We start from the raw sequence: 20551 nt of genomic DNA, 5'->3' as shown, positions 1-20551 counted from the left end.
TTGTTTTTTTTAAAAGTTTGTTTTTTTGTGTGCGGGGGGGGGGGGGGGGGGGGGGGGGGGGGGGGAACTCCCCAGATTGGGGTAGCCATCTATAAATTTGATGACACCTTCATGTCCTATACCCGGAATGCTATTGAACAAAATGCTCAAGGCAAGGCAGTGGTTACTACGGTAGATTCCCAGAATGCCCAGCCTACACAAAACGATCAGGTAGATCAGTTCATCACCAAAAAATTAAACGCCATCGCCATCAACCCCGTGGACCGGACCGCCGCGGGCGCCATCATTGACAAGGCCAAAGCCGGAAATGTACCGGTGGTATTCTTCAACCGGGAACCCTTTGCGGATGATATGAAAAAATGGGACAGGGTCTACTATGTAGGGGCGAAGGCCGAAGAATCCGGTACCATGCAGGGCGAAATCGTCGTCGAATACTGGAAGGCCAATCCCGGCGCCGATAAGAACGGTGACGGCGTCATCCAGTACATCATGCTCAAAGGCGAGCCCGGCCACCAGGACGCGGAACTCAGAACCGAATACTCCATCAAAGCGGTTACCGCCGCGGGAATCAAGGTTCAGCTTCTGGCCGAAGATACCGCCATGTGGGACCGCCCCCGGGCAGTGGAAAAAATGGACGCCTTCTGGGCCCGGTTTGGGGATCAGATTGAGGTGGTATTCTGTAATAACGACGATATGGCCCTGGGGGCTATCGAATCCCTGCGGAAAGCCGGCTTCTTTACCGGCGGCAAGTACCTGCCCGTCGTCGGGGTTGATGCCACCGCTCCGGCGCTTCAGGCTCTTTCCGAAGGCACCCTCCTCGGTACGGTGTTGAACGACGCCCAGAACCAGGGGAAAGCGACCTTCGATCTGTCCTATGCCCTGGCAACCAAGGCGGATCCCGCCGGTGCGGGCTGGAAGATCACCGATGGAAAATACGTGTGGGTCCCCTATCAGAAAGTTACCCGGGATAACTACAAAAACTTTCAGTAAACTCCGCAAATAAAAGGTATTACTTTTATTTACCAGGGGAACCGTTCGAAACTTCTGTTTGAACGGTTCCCCGTGCCCGGGGAGAAAACCGCATACCCCTAATTCTTTGGGGGTTTGTGTTGTAACCGCGGGCTTAGTTTACCCTTTTTATGGTGGTATCCGCTGTTTTACGGGCGGTTGCCGTTTTAAAGGCGGATTTATGTCTAATGGTAATTACATACTTGAGGTAAAGGATCTGGATAAATCCTTTCCCGGGGTTCACGCCCTGGATAAGGTATCCTTCAAGGTCAAACCCGGTTCCGTTCATGCCCTTATGGGAGAAAACGGGGCGGGTAAATCCACTTTGATGAAGTGCCTTTTCGGCATCTACGATCCCGATTTCGGGGAGATCCTTCTGGACGGAAACTCCGTTCGTTTTGATAACCCCCGTCAGGCCCTGGATGCGGGGATCTCCATGATCCATCAGGAACTTTTACCCATTCCCCTGCGGCCTGCCATGGAAAACCTCTGGCTTGGCCGGTATCCGACCTATGGTGTGGGCCCCTTTAAATTGGTAGATCATAAAAAGATGTACCATGATACGGTGGAGCTTTTTAAGACCCTTAACCTGGATATTGACCCGAAAGTGTGGGTCCGTTCCCTTTCGGCCTCAAAGATTCAGTCCCTGGAGATTGCCAAGGCCGTATCCAACAAGGCCAAGGTAATCATTATGGATGAACCGACCTCCTCTCTTACCGAACACGAGGTCACCCAGTTATTTGAAATTATCAGGCGCCTCCGCGGTGAGGGGGTAGCCATTATATATATTTCTCACAAAATCGAGGAGATTCTTGCCATATCCGATGAGGTTACCATCATGCGGGACGGTAAGCATGTGGGGACCTATAACTCCCAAGACTTGACCACCGAACAGATCATCAAATACATGGTCGGCCGGGATCTGACCCACCGTTTTCCCCCCAAGGACAATAGGGTGGGTGAAACCGTCATGGAAGTGAAGTCCCTTACCTCCGCCCAGAGCCGCTCCTTTACCAACGTGAGTTTTACCCTGGGTCGGGGGGAGATCCTGGGTATAGGGGGCCTCGTAGGGGCCCAGCGGACGGAACTGGTGGAATCGATTTTCGGATTGCGGCCGGTGCTGATGGGGCAGATCTTCATCAACGGTAAAGAAGTGGTGGTGAAAAACCCCTCCCAGGCTAAGGCCAAAAAGCTTGCCCTGGTAACGGAAGAACGCCGGACTTCGGGGATCATTCCGATGCGTTCCGTTAAGGACAACATGATCCTGGCAAACCTCCGTCAGTATGTTGGTCCCGGGGGCCTTATCAGCGAGAAAAAGGGCGAAGAGGACGTGGACCGGATGATAAAGGCCCTGAACGTGAAAACCCCCAGTAAAAAGACCTATATCCGCGACCTTTCCGGTGGGAACCAGCAGAAGGTGCTGGTCGCCCGCTGGCTTATGACGGAACCGGAGATCATGATCCTGGATGAGCCTACCAGGGGTATCGACGTGGGGGCAAAGTATGAAATTTACAGTATCATCATTGATCTGGCTAAACAGGGTAAGAGCATCATCATGATCTCCTCGGAAATGCCGGAGCTTTTGGGGCTTTCCGACCGGATCATGGTCATGTGCGAGGGGAAAGTAACCGGTTTTCTGGACGGTAAAACCGCTACCCAGGAAGAGATAATGCGCCTCGCGGCGAAATACATGTAGGAGGAACACCATGGCTGATAAAGAAGCCGGAAAGACGCTCACCGCAAAACAACCGATAAAGGACTTTGCGCTGCAGTATGCCATTTATATTGTGTTTGTAGTGCTTGTTTTAATGATAGCGATTCGGGAACCGTCGTTCCTTTCGCTCAATAACTTCAGGAACATTTTGTCCATGTCGGCGACCCGGATCATCTTTGCCATGGGCATGGGGGCTATCCTTATTACCGGCGGCGTTGATCTTGCGGCGGGCCGTATGGTGGGGCTTGCGGCGGTACTTTCGGCGTCCCTCCTGCAAACCGCGGACTATGCCCGGCGTATGTACCCGGATTTGCCGATCCTGCCCCTCATCGTGCCCATCCTTATCGCCATGGCGGCCTGCGGACTGTTTGGGTTTCTCAACGGTATTTTTATTTCCAAACTGCAAGTACCCGCTTTTATTGGTACCCTGGGTACCATGGTTGCGGTTTACGGGGCTACTTCCCTCTACTTTGACCGACCCCCCTACGGCGCTCAGCCCATCGGGGGCCTGGACCGGCGCTTTGCCGCCCTGGGTACCGGGTATATCGGTTTTGACGGGGTCTATTCCATACCCTACATTGTGATCATCGCGGCGGTGATCACGGTGATCACCTATATACTTTTTAACAAGACCACCTATGGAAAAAATATCTACGCCATCGGCGGTAATGCCGAAGCGGCCCGGGTATCCGGGGTTAATGTGGGACGGACCCTGGTCATTGTTTACACCATCGCGGGAATACTCTACGGCCTGGGGGGCGCCCTGGAAGCCGCCCGTACCGGGGGGGCCACGAACAACTACGGGAACGGCTACGAGCTTGACGCCATCGCCGCCTGCGTAGTCGGCGGGGTTTCTAACCTCGGCGGGGTCGGTACCGTGCCGGGGATCGTCATTGGGGTGCTGATATTCAGCGTGATAAACTACGGCCTTACCTTTATCAATATGTCCCCCTACTGGCAGCAGATTGTAAAAGGCGCGATCATCGTCGCGGCGGTTGCCCTGGATATACGGAAATACCTCAAAAAACGTTAGCCCAGCGGACCGGAGGTGTTTTAAAAAAGATACTTTTTTAATACTTATGCTTCCAGCCGGTTTATCCGGCTGGTTTTCCCATACATCATCAACATGGTCACTCTGCGCCATTCTTGTCATAACCGTTGTCAAGTTTCTTCAAAAAGCCGGTCGATTTTTTTGCTGATGGTTTTACTGTCGGGGAGGAGATGTTTATAATCCTTGGGCAGTTTCGCGCTCGTAGCATAGGTTGACACGCCTATGGGCATCAAGCTTGTTTTCAGGGAATATTCAACAATCGTTCGGTTTTTCTCTTTGCAAATGATAATGCCAATGGCGTCATTTTCGTGTGAAAGTTTTATTTTATCATTCAAAAGAGAAAGATAAAATTCCATCTTACCCTTGTATTCCGGCTGAAACTCGCCGATTTTCAGTTCAACCGCCACCAGGCATTGCAATTCCCGGTGATAAAGCAGAAGGTCTATGAAATACTCTTTATCGTCAACCTGTAATTTGAATTGGTTCCCGATAAAAGTAAACTGAGGCCCCATTTCAAGCAGGAAGGCCCGCACATTGTTCACCAATGCCGATTCAAGCTGCCGCTCGGAATGTTCATCCGCCAGGTCCATAAAATCAAAGGTGTATTCATCTTTTACCGCCAGAACCGCCTGTTTTTTGATGGTATCCGGCAGGGTTTCGTCAAAATTTGTCTGTCCCAAAAGGTATTTTTCATAGGTCCTGTTTTCTATTTGATGGATCAGGACATTTTTTGACCAGCCGAATTTTTTTGTCATCAAAATATAAAACCACCGCTCCTGATTATCCTTGCATTTGTTTAAAATGGCAATATGCTTTGCCCAGCTAATTTCTGCAACCAGTGGTTGCAGAAATTCAACATCATGGTATTCATTGTAAAACTGGGTCATAAGCCATAAATTACGCTCCGAAAAGCCGCTGATTCCGGGGAATTCTTTCTGCAACTCTCCGGAAAGTACCGGAACGATGGATTTTCCCCAGCTTTCGCCCTGCTTTTCGGAAATACCCCTGCCTATCTCCCAATAAAGCTGGATGAGCTGTGTATTGACGGCTTTGAGCGCCTCATACTGGGCAAGGCGGATCTTTTCCTTGATTTCGCTGATGAAGGATAGCTGGCTATGGCTTAGGGGCATGGGGGGACTCCGGTAGGTTTCTGTACTTGAGAAAAAGGGCAAAATATGTTGTCGAGCAGGGTATTTCGTAGCTGCCCCATTGAAATCCTCACCTCCCTGTATGAAAATAACCGGGAAAAGGCCGGTTATCCCCCCTAACCCAATCTATTGTAGAATATCACGCAGCGAAAATTTGTTGAATAGGCGCATAATAGTGTCTGAAAAGATAGACTATACGGCTTTCGGACTCCATTTTCTTGGACCAGCTTCAAAACCAACCGAATTTTGAAGGCGGCACTTTTTTTCAAATTTTTTAAAATTCCTCTTGACAATTTTAATAATAGTTATTATTATTAAAATATGAACACAGTAGAACGGAAACACAGCAAAAAACGGGACGCCATTTTAGAGGCGATCCGGTCCACCACGACCCACCCCGGGGCCCAGTGGGTGTATGAGCAGCTTAAACCGGTGATTCCCGACCTTTCCCTGGGTACGGTATACCGGAATATCACCTTCTTCCAGCAGGAAGGTTTAGTGGTTTCCCTTGGTGTTGTTAACGGGGAGGAACGGTTTGACGGGGAGGTAAAGCCCCATCCCCATTTGGTGTGCCGCCGCTGCGGCCGGGTGGCGGATCTTCCCTGCCCGGATCCCGAAACCTTCAAAGCCCTCCTGGATCAAAGATTTTTGTCCTCCCGGAACGGCGGGGAAGGCCGGGACTTTTTTCGTGTGGATTTCCGCTGGACTGTTTTTTACGGCCTCTGTGGTTCCTGTGCGGGACGGTATTCCCTTGAAAATGCCGGGGATCTGTTCCAAATTTTAATATGAAAACTACGGCTTATGCCGTCGTAATTTTTTTCAATGGAGAGTGCAAAATGAAGAAATGGGTTTGTTCGGTATGTGGTTATGTTCACACCGGGGATCAACCCCCCGAGTCTTGTCCTACCTGCAAGGCTCCGGCCTCAAAGTTCAAGGAACAGGTTGCAGGTGCGACCTTTGCTGCGGAGCATGTGGTTGGGGTCGCCAAGGGAGTGGAGCAGGACATTATTGATGACCTTCGGGCTAATTTTAACGGAGAATGCAGCGAAGTGGGAATGTACCTGGCCATGAGCCGGGTGGCGGAACGGGAAGGGTATCCTGAAATCGCCGAAGCCTACAAGCGGTATGCCTTTGAGGAAGCGGACCATGCCTCCAGATTCGCGGAACTTCTGGGAGAGGTGGTTACCACCAGTACCAAAAAGAACCTGGAACTCAGGATCGAAGCGGAATACGGCGCCTGCGCCGGTAAGGTGGATGTGGCCAAACGGGCGAAGGAACGGGGCTATGATGCCATCCATGACACGGTTCATGAAATGGCTCGGGACGAGGCCCGCCATTGCGCCGGTTTTAAGGGGCTGTTGAAGCGGTACTTCTAATCCCCCCAGGTTTCGGGGAAAAACCCCGGGACCAAGGGGTAAGTCGTTTTTCCATAGCCAATCCCAAAACCGATGAAGTTTTGGGATTGGCCCTATATTTTTATTTTTAAATTAAGTATGATAAGATAGGTTGTTTTAAAACTTCAGTTTTGAGGCAGCCTCAGGGTTATGGTTTACTATTTTGAATTTAAGGTTGCTCTTTCGATATTATGGTCTGCGGGATCATCGAAATTTGAAACAGTCTCAGGTACGGGCGCCTCTAAAGCTTCAGTTTTTAGGGGTTTCCTTACTATTTTCCCTTCTTGAGAGGTAATATGCGGTCATTAGGAATAAATATCGGGTCCACGAGTTTAAAGATGGTGTTGGTTGAAACAGACGGCGGGCAGGACGAAACCGGCCGGGTAGTGTGGAGCGCCGCGATCCCCCACGAAGGGGATTTTGCCGCGGCGGTACGGAAACTTCTCACCGAAGGCCGGATTACCCCGGGTATCCCGGCCCTGGTGACGGGGAACGAAGGCCGGTTCATGTTCCACACCGCGGGTACCCTGGAGCCCCTTTGTGTGGAGGCGGCCCTCCGGACTTTGCAGATAAAGGCCGATGCGGTGGTTAGTATGGGGGGCGAGGACCTGGTGGTCTACTCCCTGGACGGGAACGGCAAGATCATCAACAATTTTTCCGGGAACAAGTGCGCCTCCGGAACCGGGGAATTCCTTAAACAGCAGTTAGCCCGGATGGATATGACCCTGGAAGATATCGATAAGGTTCCCGACGATGCCAAGGTGTATCCCCTTTCCACCCGGTGTTCGGTGTTTATGAAAAGCGACTGTACCCACCGTCTGAATAAACGGGAGGCGACCAAAAACGATATTGTCCTCTCCCTTTCCGATGTGATGGCCGTTAAGGTTATCGACTTCCTCAAACGGGCAAAGATCAGCTCCGGCCGGGTGGTCCTGACCGGTGGGATCACCCTGAACCGTCATATCATCCGCTTTATCCGGGAAAAGGCCCCGCATATTGAATTTATTATCCCTGAAACAGCCCCGGTTTTTGAGGCCCTGGGGGCGGCGATGCTGGCCCCGGAATCGGGGAGTTCCCTGCCTCGGGTGGAGGAGCTCCTCAAACCCAATATGATCCGTTTCGGCTCCCTGGGGGCCCTGGCGGATTGGTGGGGTAAGGTCAAGACCTTCGAGAAAACTGACGGCAAAGTCCGCCCGGACCGGCAGTATATCCTGGGGGTGGACGGGGGCTCTACCACCACCAAGGCGTGCCTCGTGGACAGGGAAACCGACGAGATCGTGGCCAGCCACTACGGCCGTACCCACGGGGACCCGGTAAAGGCCCTGAAGGAATGCCTGGGGATCATCCGGGAGAAGATACGGGCCGATCTATCCGCTGCGGGCGCGGGGGATAAAACGGTCGATATCCGCCTGGTATCCACCACCGGTTCCTCCCGGGAGATCCTGGGGGTATTTTTGGAAACCCCCGGAGTCTATAACGAGATCATCGCCCACGCCGTAGGAACCACCTACTTTGATCCGGAGGTGGAGACCATCTTCGAGATTGGGGGCCAGGACGCCAAATACGTACTCCTCAAAAATTCCGTACCCATCGACTATGCCATGAACGAGGCCTGTTCCGCGGGAACCGGCTCTTTTCTGGAGGAATCCGCCTCGGGGGATCTCTCCATCCATGCTGCCCAGGACATCGGTCCCATTGCCCTCAAGGCGGACGCCCCCTGCAAATTCGGGGAGCACTGTTCCGCCTTTATCAATTCGGATATCCGCAAGGCGGTTCAGCAGGGGGCCTCCCGGGAGAACATCACCGCGGGGATCGCCTGTTCCATTGTGGCCAACTACCTGAACCGGGTGGTGGGAAATCGTACCATCGGGGGGAAGATCTTCCTCCAAGGAGGGGTGGCTAAAAACGCGGCGGTCCCCCTGGCTTTTGCCATGATGCTGGACAAGGAGATCCTGGTTCCCCCCTCGCCGGAATTGATGGGCTGTTTCGGGGTGGCCCTCCTGGCAAAACGCAAAAACGCCGAGGGCCTTCTGGTGGAGCAGACAGTGGATATTGACGACCTTATCGGCCGGGAAATCGGTTACGAACGGGTTTTTACCTGCCAGTCCTGCGATAACCGCTGCCCCATCCAGGTGCTTAATGTCAACGGCCACAAATATATGTTCGGGGGCCGGTGCAACAAGTACACCAACATGCGGAAGGCGGTCAAGGACGTACCGGTCTTCGACTATGTGGAAAAGCGCCAAAAAATGCTCTTTGAAGAATATGCGGCTCCGGATACGGCGCTCGCGCCGCAGGGAGGAGAGAGGAGGGAGGAGTTAAGAGCCTCCGAAACGGACGATTCTCCTCACTCCTCACTCCTCACTCCTCCTCCTCCTTCATATAAGCGGAACTACGTGGTCGGTATCCCCCGGGCCTTTTCGGTTCATACCTTGTATCCACTCTATAGCTGGTTCTTCCACGAACTGGGGATCCGGACCTTCCTCTCCACCGAGGTGGCCCACAACGGGGTTGCCCGGGCGGAGTCCACCTATTGTTTCCCCGCTGAAATCGCCCACGGCGCGGTCCAGGACTGTCTGGACAAGGGGGCGGACTATGTGTTCCTTCCCCATTTCAGGGATATGCCCAGTTACGAGGAGGAGGTCCATGCCAATTTCTGTCCCATCACCCAGAGCCTTCCCTACTATATCGAGAAGGCCTTTCCCGATGTGGACAAAAACCGTTTCCTTCCCCTGGTGGTAAGCTTCAAGTTTGGGGAGGGCAAGGCCCTGGAGCTCTTTATGGAGATGACCCGGCGGCTGGGTATTGGGGAGGCGGAGACCAGAGCGGCCTTTACCAAGGCCCTGGCCAAACAAGAGGCGTATTTTGCCGCGATAAAGAAGCTGGGGCAGGAGGCTTTGGAGGACGCCCGTAAAGCGAACCGGCCGGTGATAGCCGTCCTGGGCCGGCCCTACAATGCCTTTACCCCGGAGGCCAATATGGGCATCCCCCGGAAATTCACCACCCGGGGGTATTCTATCATCCCCTTTGATATTCTTCCCTTTGAGGATCAGAAGATCTTCCCCAATATGTACTGGTATTACGGCCAGCAGGATGTAAAGTCGGCGAATTTCCTCAAAAACGAGGACAATATCTACGTTACCTATGTCACCAACTTCTCCTGCGCCCCGGATTCTTTTATTCTCCATTACCTCAAGTGGGTAATGGGGCAGAAGCCCTTCCTGGTGCTGGAGCTGGACTCCCATTCGGCGGACGCCGGGATAGATACCCGGGTGGAAGCCTTCCTGGACATCATCGACGGTTACCGATCCAAGAAGACCGGCCTTGAGGGGGAACGCTACGACAACGGCTGGCGTTTTGTCTACGATCCGTCCGCCGCCGGCGGGGAGGCCCTCAGGATAGAGAACGACAAGACCGGGGAAAAGGTGCCCATCCGGGGCAACAAACGGGTCAAGGTACTCCTTTCCAACATGGGGGCTATTTCCACCGAATATATGGGCGCCGCGGTGCGGAGCATGGGCATCAACGCCGAAGCCCTGCCGGTGGCCACCGCCAAAACCGTACAAATCGCCCGGGCCCACGCATCGGGGAAGGAATGTGTCCCCAGCCACCTGGTCCTGGGGAGCGTTCTCCAGTTCTTTAACAGTGAAAAGTACCGCAAGGACGAGCTTTACCTCCTCTTTGTGCCCATCACCACCGGGCCCTGCCGGACCGGTCAATACTATGTGTATTACGAGAACCTCTTTAAGGACCTGCGCCTGGAAAACGTGGTGGTTTTTATCCTCTCCGCGGATAATTCCTACACCGAATTGGGCCCGAATTTTGCTAAAGAAATGTGGAAGGGCCTGGTCCTTTCCGACTACCTCAAGGATATCCAGACCTCCCTCAAGGCCCTGGCCGCGGACCCGGAGCAGGCCCAAGCGGACTACGAAAGGTCCTGGCGCAGGGTTATGGACGCGGTGGAGCATGAGCCCCAGCGGATCTGGCGGGAACTGCGGCAGGTCGCGGAGGATGTAAGGAAGATCCCCCTCAAACGGCAGCTCACGGATTGTCCCAAGGTCCTTATCGTGGGGGAGATCTATGTACGCCGGGACGATTTTGCCGTAGGGGAACTCACGGATCTGATGAGCGAGCGGGGGATTGTGGTCAAAGTCGCGGGGATCTCCGAGTGGATCCACTACCTGGACTTTGTCCGGGAATATGCGTTAAAGAAGCTCATCAAATTGAGGAAACCGGGGACCAGGCTCTTCTCTAAACCCTGGCGGGACCTCAAAAAGCTGGAAATAGAGGAGTGGTGGAAGCATTCGATAGAAAAGAAGGTCCTCGCCATCCTGGAACCCACGGGGCTTATCCCCAAAACTCCCCATGACATGCACGAGATCATGGAGAACACCCAGAAGCACTTTGTCAACCTGGAACTCAATTCGGAAATCGCCGTATCCAGCGGGGCCGCCGCCACCGCCATGGAACAGGGTTATTCGGGGATTGTGAATATTTCTCCCTTTGCCTGTCTTATCGGCCGGGTTATCGAGGGGCTTTTTACCCCCTGGGCCCGGGAACGGAATTATCCGACCCTCTCGGTGGAGGTGGACGGGAACCTTCTCCCCCCAAATATCGTAAACAAACTCAACATTTTTATGGTTAATGTCCTCCGGTTTAAGGGCAATACCGATCTTTCCGGGCTCATCGATCAGGCAGGCAGCCATAACCCCCGGTTAAACGAAACGGTTCCGGGGAGCCACACCACCACCGGTTTTTCCGAGGAGGACCAAGGCGGTAGAGAGCGGGAACTGGTTGCCGTCGGCGGGGAAGACTCCTGCGAGGGGTGTAACGGCTGTAAGTAATCAACATGAAGATCAATTCCAACCTAAAATGGGCCCTGGTCCTATCCGGAGGGGGGGCTCGGGGGTTTGCCCATATCGGTATTCTTAACGCCTTTTCCGCCCTGGGCTTTCCCCCGCCCTCTTTGGTGGTGGGGACTTCCATGGGGGCCATTGTGGGCGGGCTCTATGCCTGCGGGATGGAGAGTGCGGACCTTACCCGGTTTGCCCTGAATGAATTCGACCTGCGAAAACATCTGGACGGCTTTGCCTATAAGCTTGACGGCCCCCTGGGCAAGGTGGTTCAGACCGGTCAAATCCTGGGGAACCTCGCTACCCGGCCCGGGATGGATTCGGGACAGCGGCTCCTGGAACTCCTGGAGAGCCTCTGCGGGGGAAAAACCTTTGAGGAGACCCGGATTCCCTTCCGCTGCAACGCCGTGGACATCGCGGAGGGTAGGGAAGTGGTGCTTTCTTCCGGTTCCGTCGCCCGGGCGATACGGGCGTCCATGTCTTTTCCCATCTTTTTTGAGCCCCTCCGGGAGGGCGACCGGCTGCTGGTGGACGGAGGTTTGGCCAACAATCTACCGGTTTACATAGCCCGGGAAGCGGGGTATAACAGGATCCTGGCGGTGGATGTGGGGGATTTCAAAGTCCGTTCCGCCCAGAGTCTGCGGACCGGGATGGAGGTCCTTTTTCGGGTTTTTGACGTAACCTTTCATATTCTTAAACAGCGGGAAAAAAAGGCGTCCTATACCATCCATGCCGGCGGTGTGGCGACTCCCTTTTCTTTTTCCCGGGCCGCCGCTATTATTCAATTTGGGGAGCGTCTGGTCCGGGAGCAGGAAAAGACGATTCGGGCTTTTTTCGGCGTCGGCCCCCAGGCGTTTTTTATCCGGCGGCGGCACCGGGAATACGACGTTCAGGCGAACTAGCACGTTGTCGGATTGTCCGACAGGGTCCTCCGGGCCGCAGGCCGGGGGAAGTTTGTTAGGAGGATGTCTATGCAGAGGTTGAACAAAAACATCGAGGCCTTGGTCGCTTCCTACGGCCGTTACGGCCTGGTGAATCAAACCGGCGGTTCAAATCTTCCCAGTCGGGATAGTATTGAAGATATACTCCACGGCCTGGATGAACTCATCTTCCCCGGGTTTCGGGAAAACGAGGGACTGGATCATGACAATCTGCAATTTATCACCGCCGAGCGGGTTTATCACATTGCCCGGGAGCTGATCCGGGAGGTGGAAAAAAGCCTGGTTTTTTCCTACCGGAAGCCCGATAGTTCCGAGGGCGAAAAAAATGCCTGTGGGAGCGAAGGCTGCCATGCGGCGGCGGAACTTATCGTCAATGATTTTTTTGACGAACTTCCCCAGATCCGGTACGCCCTGGCCTTGGACATGAAGGCCGCCTTTAAGGGGGATCCCGCGGCAAAAAGTACCGAAGAGGTTATCGTGTCCTACCCGGGATTCGAGGCCATTACGGTTCACCGGCTGGCCCACTTTTTTTGGGTCCGGGAGGTACCCCTGATCCCCCGGATCATGAGTGAACTGGTCCATGGCAGTACCGGCATTGATATCCATCCGGGAGCTCAAATTGGGGAATCTTTTTTCATCGACCACGGTACCGGGGTGGTCATCGGGGAAACCACGGTAATTGGAAAAAATGTCAAACTCTATCAGGGGGTAACCCTGGGGGCCCTTTCGGTAAAAAAGGAAGAGGCCGATAAAAAACGGCATCCCACCATAGAAGACGATGTAACCATCTATTCCGGGGCTACCATTTTGGGAGGGCAAACCGTCATCGGCCGGGGCTGTACCATAGGGGGCAATGTCTGGCTTACCGAATCGGTACCCCCCTACACCATGGTTTATACTAAAACCGATCAAGTGGTAAAAACGCGCTAGACCGGTCTATCCCCATTGTTCCTCCTTATTTCTTGGGGTACAATATGACCTGAAGGGGGATGGGGTGAAGATCGCATTGGTACATTATCACTTGCACCGGGGAGGCGTAACTTCGGTGATGTATAATCAGGCACAGGCCCTTTTGGAAGGAGGGGATGAGGTCTTGATTATTACCGGCGATGAGCCCCCGGCGGACGCTCCCTTTTCCGGGGTATGTGTCAAGGCCCTTCAGTATGACCGTCCCGGTACGCCGGAAGCTCCGGCGCGGGATTTGGGGGAAGCGGCCCGGAATCTGGCGGATGCCCTCCTGCGGGCCATGGAAACCCATTGGGGGGTTCCCGCGGATATCATCCATGTCCATAATCCCCTGATCCAGAAAAACGCCGCCCTGGTGCCCGCCCTGAATATTTTAACAAGCCGGGGACTTCGCTTTTTATTACAAACCCACGATCTGGCCGAAGATTTTCGGCCAGATGTATATATGGCCCATGATGAATACCCGGAAAACTGCCATTATGCGGTGATCAACAGCCGGGATTATTCTTTTCTTCACCGGGCAGGACTCAAAACCCCGGGGCTCCATTTGTTACCCAACGAGGTGTTTCCCCTGAATGCCGCCCCGGGGCTGGAGCGGAAGCGTTATCTCTATCCGGTTCGGGCCATCAAGCGAAAAAATCTGGGGGAAGCCCTGTTTTTGTCCCTCTTTATTCCCAAAGGAAAAACCATTGCCATTACCCTTCCCCCCAATTCCGAAAAAGACAACCGGGTATACCGGTTCTGGGTCGAGCTTGCGAAGGAACTCAAGCTGCCCGTGGAATTTGAAATAGGTTCCACCGATGCCTTTTCCCGTATTATCGGCAGCGCCTATTGCGCTATTACCACCTCCGTCAAGGAGGGATTCGGGTTTTCTTTTCTTGAGCCCTGGCTCGCCGGTCGGGCGGTGATAGGCAGGCGGATCGATTACGTTTGCAAAGATTTTGAGGAAGCCGGGATACGGTTCGATTCCCTCTATCCGTCTATCAATATTCCCATGGTTTATATTTCCCAGACCATGCTCCGTAAAAAAATGGATCATACCATAGCCGGGGTTTATGATGCCTTTGGCCTTGAACCGCCCCATTATATTATCAATATGTTGAACAATGAACTTTTTTCCCGGGAGGAACTTGATTTCGGCCGTATGGATGAGGAGTCCCAGGAATATATCATCCGTACCATGGTTTCCAATGAAGCGGTGTTCCGGGATATTGCGGAGGTTAATCCCTTCCTTACGGGACTTGCGGAATGGCGGCCTGACGAAGACCTTATCGCCCGGAACCGGGAGGTCATATCCGAAGTCTACGGCCGGGAACGGATCCGTAAAAAAATTCGGGATGTATATCAGGCGGTGTATACCACTCCGGTCATGCATAAAATTTCAAAAACCATGCTTCTGGAACTGTACCTGGATCCTTTGCGCTTATCCCTAGTTGAGGTAGGGAATGAATGAGGCCCAACGGAACCATTTTATCTCCCTGATTCGGGACGCCTCGCCCCCCTTGTTTCCGTCAAAGCCCCCGGAGCTTGGTCCGGCCCTGGAAGCCCTGGTATATCCCGGCGCCAAAAGCCCCCTCCGGGGGATCCGGGCGGTCCTTTTCGACATCTATGGGACCCTTTTTACCTCCGCCGCCGGGGATATAGGTTCCGGGGAGGGCGATGAACGGGGAGGCCTTGACGCCCTGGCCCGGGAGTATATTCCGGGGTGTACCGGGGAAGAACTTAAAAAATATTTCTATGACGAGGTCCGCCGGGTCCATGAGCGGCTGTATTCCCGGACCCCCTACCCGGAGATACAGGTCGAGGAGATTTGGGCGTCCCTGTTTCGGGGGGCCTTAGCCCGGTATGGTATCAGCGGCATTGATCCGGAAGAATTCGCCCTCCGGTATGAATTGGCGGTGAACCCGGTTTTTCCAAAGTCCGGTATTCCGGAGCTCTTTGAAAAACTCAAAAAGTTCCCGATGATTTTGGGGATCATATCCAATGCCCAATTTTTTACCTCCCTTTTATTTGAGGCTTTTTTTGATAGATCCCCGGAAGCGCTGGGTTTTGATCCCCGGCTCCTCATCTATTCCTTTGAAGCGGGAGAGGCAAAACCTTCACCGGCCCTTTTTAAAAAAGCGGCGGACCGGCTCGGCTCCCGGGGCCTTGTACCGGATACCGTTCTTTTTGTGGGGAATGATATGCTCAAGGACATCTATGGCGCCGCTTCCGTGGGCTTTAGAACCGCCCTGTTTGCCGGAGACGGCCGATCCCTACGGCTTCGGGAGGGAAACCCCCTGACGGAAAAGATCCTGCCCGATGGTATCTTCCGTTTTTTGTCCGACCTTCCCGCCATGTTCGGTGAGGAGGTTTCAGAACCCGGTTGATACTGTTTTTTGAGGTTCCGGCTAAAAAATTATTTTTCCGTGCCGAATATTAAATGAAGATGAAACCAGTGGGGTGAAAAGATTGTTTTCTCAAGAGATGAGGGATCTGATTTTTAAGGTAATCACTTCGTGGCAGGTTATCGTGGTTACGGTGGCGCTGGTATTTTATTGTTTTCTGGTTAACGCCGCCGCCCGGCTGGATAACAAAACCAGGGTAAAACTCCCGGCCCTTCCTAAAAAGAACCGCCAGACCCTTCCCCCGGCGGAACCGCCGCCGGAGAAAGGAAACGATGATGCGGATGAGCTGGGTCTTGAGGAGTAGCCCCTTTTTCAGGGGGCCAATTTATCTTTCCACAAAAAATTTTTTATCCTTTTGATTTTTTGTTCCCGAAGGAGTATCTTAATCGCCTGCTTGGCCTCCTCATCGGACCAGGATAAGGCCGTTCGGGAGAGTGCCTCGGCGGCTTCGGCAGAGTTGTACCGCCGGGAGTTTTTGCGGAAAAAGTCCAAAAGGGCCGCTTCTTCCCGCAGGTCCCCCCGGGCCCGGCCTTCGCAGACATCGCAGCAGGCCGATTCCGGGCTTTCCCCCCCGCCTTCATAATTGAGCAGGCCCAGGAGGGCTTGCCTCCGGCAGGAGCCGGTGTTTTTGGCATAGGCCATAAGGTCCAAAAGCCGGGCCCGGTCCGCCGGGGTTTTAGCCCGTCTCAGGGCCGATTCGTCATCGGGCCCCCAGAGCAGGATCGCCTGGGACAGGAGCCCATCCCGGCCGGCCCGGCCCGATTCCTGGAGATAGGCCTCCACCGAGGGGGGGCAGTCCCGGTGTATCACGGTTCGTATAGCGGCCTTATCCACCCCCATACCGTAGGCGCAGGTTGAAACTAATACCCCCCGGGGGCTTTTAAAAAACCACGCCTCGGTTTCGGTTTTTTCTTCCCGGCTTAAGCCCGCATGGTAAAACCGGATATCCCGGTCCCCTAATTCGTTCCGCAGGTATCGGGCCAGGTTTTGCGTGCCCGGCCGGGAGGAACAAAAAACAATGGCGGGCCGTTCGTTTTTTCTGATCAGGTCCCGTACCGTGGGGTTCCGGAGCATACAACCTTGGGCGGCATACCGTATATTACTCCGGTCCGGGTTTCCGACGATCCGGTGCGCCCCGGCTCCTGCGAAAACATAGGCCCCTATCTTTTCCAGCACCGGAGCGGAGGCGGTAGCGGTAAAGGCCGTAACCAGGGGCAGGGCGTCCTCCGGCCCCCTGACGGCTTCGATGATTTCCCCAATCCGCAGATAGCTGGGCCTGAAGCTCTCCCCCCATTCACTGACACAGTGGGCTTCATCGATCACCACATGGATGATCCTCAGCTCCTTGAGTTTTCCCATTACCGGGGGACTCAGCAATACCTCCGGGTTGGCGATGATAAACCGGCCCTTACCGGAACCAAGTTTATCCCAGATTTCCTGCCGTTCCCCGGCACTCTGGCCCCCCCGGAGCAGTACCGGCTCAAAGCCCCGCTCTTTTAACCGCCGTTCCTGGTCCGCCATCAGGGACAGAATGGGATAAATCACCAGGGTGGGACCCTCCAGCAACATGGCCGGCAGCTGAAAACAGAGGGATTTTCCCGCGCCGGTGGGAAGGATCACGATCTGTCTCCCCAGGCTTCCCCTATCCTCCTCTTCGGGACCTTCGTCCCCCTCCTCCCCACGAATGGATCTTGTTTCGCTCTCCCCGAATTCCTCCCCCATCGGAGTTTCCGGCCAACGGACATTCATCCCCGCCGCTTCCGCTGCTTCCAGGATATTGGTGATCACCAGCCGTTGATAGGGAAAAAGGTAGGAGAGGTTAAAAAGCCGCTTTACCGCGTTCCCCAGTGGATCATCGCCCATAGATACCTCCCCTTATATATGGCGCGGAACCGCGGTTTTGCTTTAGGCCGCCGTTAAAAATCAGGGCCATGATTCGTTGTGAAGGGTATATATCCCAACCACTTGCGGCGGGGTTATTGATACTTGTGGTTAAATCCTGTTTACCGTTCTAATTTTACGGCCAACACGATGTTTTGGCGGTAATTACCGAAGTGTTCCCCAAAAAGGTTCAAGCCGCCGGGATATTCGCTGTCTTCTTTTACCCCGATCTTGAATGAGATATATTCGTTTTTTAAGATACCCAGATCCTCCAGGGTTAAATCCGATGACTTCCTGCCGTCACCGAAACAACCCTGGGCGGAGATTTCCAGACGGTGGAGTTCTCCGTACTGGGTGGAAGCGTCCGGCCACCAATCGGGGGTGTATATGCCCCGCTTGCCGCCATAATCTCCGGCGCTGCGAAAGGTGAATGCCTCGTGGTGATTTATCCAGACCGTAATATCGCTGGGCCAGTCGTTATCGTAACCCGGGGCTTCGGAACAGGCTTCAAATGAAAAGGACAGCTCCAGGATCTTTTCGGATCGTATAGAATGATTGGAAAACCGGTATTCCAAAAACCCCGTGGTAAACCAGAGCAGCTGGGCATGGATACGGTTCGGACTGTAAAAGGCGTTTTCCGCGTCCTCAATCCCGATAAAAGCCCGTCTCCCCGCGATCCCGCAGGGTTTGGTTACTGAACAGTCAAAATAATTTCCCAGGGGCATATTATAACTCACCTCCCTGGTGGGTTTATCACTTTTTTTCCGGTGAAACAGGTTGAGGTACACGTCTTCCGCTAAAATGGCGCATATTTTTTGAGCCCCCCGCACCCCCGGTTTTTCCTGGGTAAAAATCAACCCCGCCTTTTCCAGTACCCGGACATGGAGGGCCGCCGACGAGAGGGGAAGTTTGAATAGCTCGGCGAGTTCACTGATATTCAGCCCGGATCTTTCCGCTATGGCGTACAGCATCCTAAGCCGTACCGGTGAGGCGAGGGCCCGCAAAACCATTGCTGATTTTTCAGGCTGATACAGATCCAGGTTGATGCGGTTTTTCATGCCCCGCCATTATCGGCCCGTCCGGTACCAGGTACTAACGGACCGTTGGTTTATCTCCTTAAGAATAGTAGGATCCACTTTGAAATTCCTATCCATATCCATAAGACCGTTTATCTCCTGCTGGACATCGGTGATCTGAGTATAACAATATCCGCATATCCGGTCAATCTTTTTGATGGCCGTGGTAATGGCGTCGAAACGTTTAATAAATTCCTCCCCGGTATTTACCCGGTTTCCATAACCCCAGCCCGCATCGTTGTTAAAGGCAATGCCCCCAAATTCGCTGATAATAACCGGCTGCCCCCGATACCCATAGCCCTGGGCAAAGGCCGTTTTAACTTGGTTGTGGTATATAAGGTTTTCCAGGATAGCATCCAAATCAGAGTACCGTTCAAAGAAATCCTCCCCCTTTTCCTCATAATCGTGGAGGGTGATGATATCCGAAATCGTATGCTCCCACCCGTCATTGGTGATCACCGGACGATAGGGATCATAGGACTTGGTCAGGTGATAAATGGCTTCGGTAAAATGCTGCTGGGTGGTATTGGTCTTTATTGCCGGAATTCCCCAGGATTCGTTAAAGGGGACCCAGGTGATGATCGAGGGATGGTTGTAGTTTTGCCGGATAATTTCCATCCATTCCCGGGTAAAATTGCTTACCGCCCCATCATCGTATTCGTAGGCAGCGGCCATTTCACTCCAAACCAAGAGGCCCTTCACATCCGCCCAGTAGAGGAATCGCTCGTCCTCAATTTTCTGATGTTTCCGCACCCCGTTGTATCCCGCGGCCAAAACCTGGTCTATGTCGGTGATGAGGGCTGCTTCGTCCGGCGGGGTAAGGTGGCTCTCCTTCCAGTAGCCCTGATCCAGGATAAGCCGCTGGTACAGGGGGGCGCCGTTGAGGAGTATGGTAGAACCGTCAATTCGGATCTCCCGCATACCGAAATAGGACTGGACCTCATCCAGGGTAGTTCCGTCCTTGAGCAGACGGAAACTGATGTCGTAGAGATGGGGATGTTCCGGCTCCCACCGGAAAAAACCCCATTCGGTGATGCCGGTATTAACCAGATCCGCCGTCATTTCCAGGCGCCGCTTGGTTACCGGGACAACCAGGCTGGTAACGGGGGTCCCCTGAAAACTGACGGCCGCTTCCAATAAACGCAGGTCTGATCCTGAAGCGGGGGCGTGGACTTCCGTCTCTATCTTCAGCTTACCCTCGGAAAAAAGCGGAGTCATCTTAACCGAAGCAATATGTTCAAGGGGAACATATTCCAGCCAGACGGGTTTCCATATTCCGGTGGTTTGAATATACCAGCAGCCGAAATTTTCACTCTTCCAGCGCTGTTTGCCCCGGGGCTGGGTTGTGTCAAAAGAATCCTCCACCCGCAGGGTAATATCGTTTTGTCCGTCCCTGACAAACGGGGTAAGGTCAAAAGAAAACCGGGTATAGGCCCCGTCATGGACCCCGGCAAAAATACCGTTGACCCAGAGTTCCGTGTGGTAATCACTCCCTTCAAAATGGAGGATGATCCGTTTTTCGGGATGTTTATTTTTTTCGATCAGGACCTTCCGGTGATACCAGACCACCTCGTGCATGGCCGGATCTCCGATGCCGCTTTTAGGGGTTTCATAGGTAAAGGGGACGATAATCTCGCGGGCCGGGGGAAAAGAGCGGAACCATTCCTCTCCTATCCCTTCCTTCCGGTCATCAAAGGCAAAGTCCCAGGAACCGTTCAGGCCGCTCCAGGAGTCCGGCTCCCTGACAAATTGCGGACGGGGATAACCGTCCCGACAGCTTTTCATACACTTACCCCTTCATGCTAGGCTCACATTTTATACATAAATATTGTATATATGTTTGTATCATACAGACTATTTGTAATTATGTCAAGAAAAAGATAAAAAATTTGTTGACAACCCCGCTATTTCATGGTAATCTACTAAAGAAAGGAAATAATCATACATAATATTTGTAGTAAAATGGATATATATACAATGAAATTTAACCTTTTTCTATTACTCGTTCTCATCTCCTCTGTTTGGGGACCGCTGACGGTAAGCCGCGGTTTATGCCCGGGGAATAACGGCATTTTATCCCCCCCCCCCCCCCCCCCCCCCCCCCCCCCCCCCCCGCGCTTACTCCCACCAAC

Annotated in this window: 15 protein-coding genes; 11 read left to right on the top strand and 4 right to left on the bottom strand. The window is 53.6% G+C overall.

Features of this window, described 5'->3' with window-relative positions; translation table 11 throughout:
* The 3 genes from LQZ21_RS13220 to mglC all read left to right on the top strand — a co-directional run bounded on the left by LQZ21_RS13220 (window position 1) and on the right by mglC (window position 3755).
* Complete coding sequence (locus LQZ21_RS13220) at window positions 1–990, top strand: galactose ABC transporter substrate-binding protein (RefSeq protein WP_411044992.1); 990 nt, start codon at window positions 1–3, stop codon at window positions 988–990.
* A 199-nt stretch (window positions 991–1189) separates the two neighbouring features.
* Window positions 1190–2704, top strand: a complete 1515-nt coding sequence (locus tag LQZ21_RS13215; RefSeq protein ID WP_411044991.1) for a sugar ABC transporter ATP-binding protein — start codon at window positions 1190–1192, stop codon at window positions 2702–2704.
* Between the two features lie 10 nt (window positions 2705–2714).
* Window positions 2715–3755, top strand: a complete 1041-nt coding sequence (gene mglC, locus LQZ21_RS13210; protein ID WP_411044990.1) for a galactose/methyl galactoside ABC transporter permease MglC — start codon at window positions 2715–2717, stop codon at window positions 3753–3755.
* A gap of 128 nt (window positions 3756–3883) precedes the next feature.
* Here the strand turns inward: mglC and LQZ21_RS13205 are convergent, their stop codons facing one another.
* A complete protein-coding gene (locus LQZ21_RS13205; RefSeq protein ID WP_411044989.1) occupies window positions 3884–4903 on the bottom strand; it encodes a PDDEXK nuclease domain-containing protein in 1020 nt (339 codons plus the stop codon).
* Window positions 4904–5242: 339 nt separating this feature from the next.
* On the opposite strand from LQZ21_RS13205, the gene LQZ21_RS13200 reads away from it, so the two are divergent.
* From LQZ21_RS13200 to LQZ21_RS13165, 8 genes are all read left to right on the top strand, one after another.
* Window positions 5243–5710: a Fur family transcriptional regulator gene (locus LQZ21_RS13200; protein WP_411044988.1), complete on the top strand. Its 468-nt coding sequence runs from the start codon at window positions 5243–5245 to the stop codon at window positions 5708–5710.
* Between the two features lie 47 nt (window positions 5711–5757).
* A complete protein-coding gene (locus LQZ21_RS13195) occupies window positions 5758–6297 on the top strand; it encodes an NADH peroxidase (RefSeq protein WP_411044987.1) in 540 nt (179 codons plus the stop codon).
* A 314-nt stretch (window positions 6298–6611) separates the two neighbouring features.
* On the top strand, window positions 6612–11159 hold the full coding sequence (locus LQZ21_RS13190) for an acyl-CoA dehydratase activase (RefSeq protein ID WP_411044986.1): 4548 nt from the start codon (window positions 6612–6614) through the stop codon (window positions 11157–11159).
* A 5-nt stretch (window positions 11160–11164) separates the two neighbouring features.
* Entirely contained in the window at window positions 11165–12070 is a 906-nt protein-coding gene (locus tag LQZ21_RS13185) for a patatin-like phospholipase family protein (RefSeq protein ID WP_411044985.1), read from the top strand.
* Window positions 12071–12139: 69 nt separating this feature from the next.
* Window positions 12140–13039, top strand: a complete 900-nt coding sequence (gene epsC, locus LQZ21_RS13180) for a serine O-acetyltransferase EpsC (RefSeq protein WP_411044984.1) — start codon at window positions 12140–12142, stop codon at window positions 13037–13039.
* Window positions 13040–13103: 64 nt separating this feature from the next.
* Complete coding sequence (locus tag LQZ21_RS13175; protein WP_411044983.1) at window positions 13104–14528, top strand: glycosyltransferase family protein; 1425 nt, start codon at window positions 13104–13106, stop codon at window positions 14526–14528.
* Window positions 14521–15444: an HAD family hydrolase gene (locus LQZ21_RS13170; RefSeq protein ID WP_411044982.1), complete on the top strand. Its 924-nt coding sequence runs from the start codon at window positions 14521–14523 to the stop codon at window positions 15442–15444. The genes LQZ21_RS13175 and LQZ21_RS13170 overlap by 8 nt, the downstream gene beginning before the upstream one ends.
* Window positions 15445–15541: 97 nt before the next feature.
* Window positions 15542–15766: a hypothetical protein gene (locus tag LQZ21_RS13165; RefSeq protein WP_411044981.1), complete on the top strand. Its 225-nt coding sequence runs from the start codon at window positions 15542–15544 to the stop codon at window positions 15764–15766.
* Window positions 15767–15774: 8 nt separating this feature from the next.
* Here the strand turns inward: LQZ21_RS13165 and LQZ21_RS13160 are convergent, their stop codons facing one another.
* From LQZ21_RS13160 to LQZ21_RS13150, 3 genes are all read right to left on the bottom strand, one after another.
* On the bottom strand, window positions 15775–17325 hold the full coding sequence (locus LQZ21_RS13160; protein WP_411044980.1) for a RecQ family ATP-dependent DNA helicase: 1551 nt from the start codon (window positions 17323–17325) through the stop codon (window positions 15775–15777).
* A 140-nt stretch (window positions 17326–17465) separates the two neighbouring features.
* A complete protein-coding gene (locus LQZ21_RS13155; protein WP_411044979.1) occupies window positions 17466–18401 on the bottom strand; it encodes an ArsR/SmtB family transcription factor in 936 nt (311 codons plus the stop codon).
* A gap of 9 nt (window positions 18402–18410) precedes the next feature.
* Window positions 18411–20204 carry a glycoside hydrolase family 2 protein gene (locus tag LQZ21_RS13150; RefSeq protein ID WP_411044978.1) on the bottom strand — a complete coding sequence of 598 codons (1794 nt, stop codon included), beginning with the start codon at window positions 20202–20204 and terminating at the stop codon, window positions 18411–18413.
* Window positions 20205–20551: the final 347 nt, after the last annotated feature.

Source organism: Treponema sp. TIM-1 (assembly GCF_046533115.1).
Classification (GTDB): Bacteria; Spirochaetota; Spirochaetia; order Treponematales; family Breznakiellaceae; genus JAIRMO01.
This window is presented reverse-complemented; position numbering and strand designations above follow the sequence as displayed.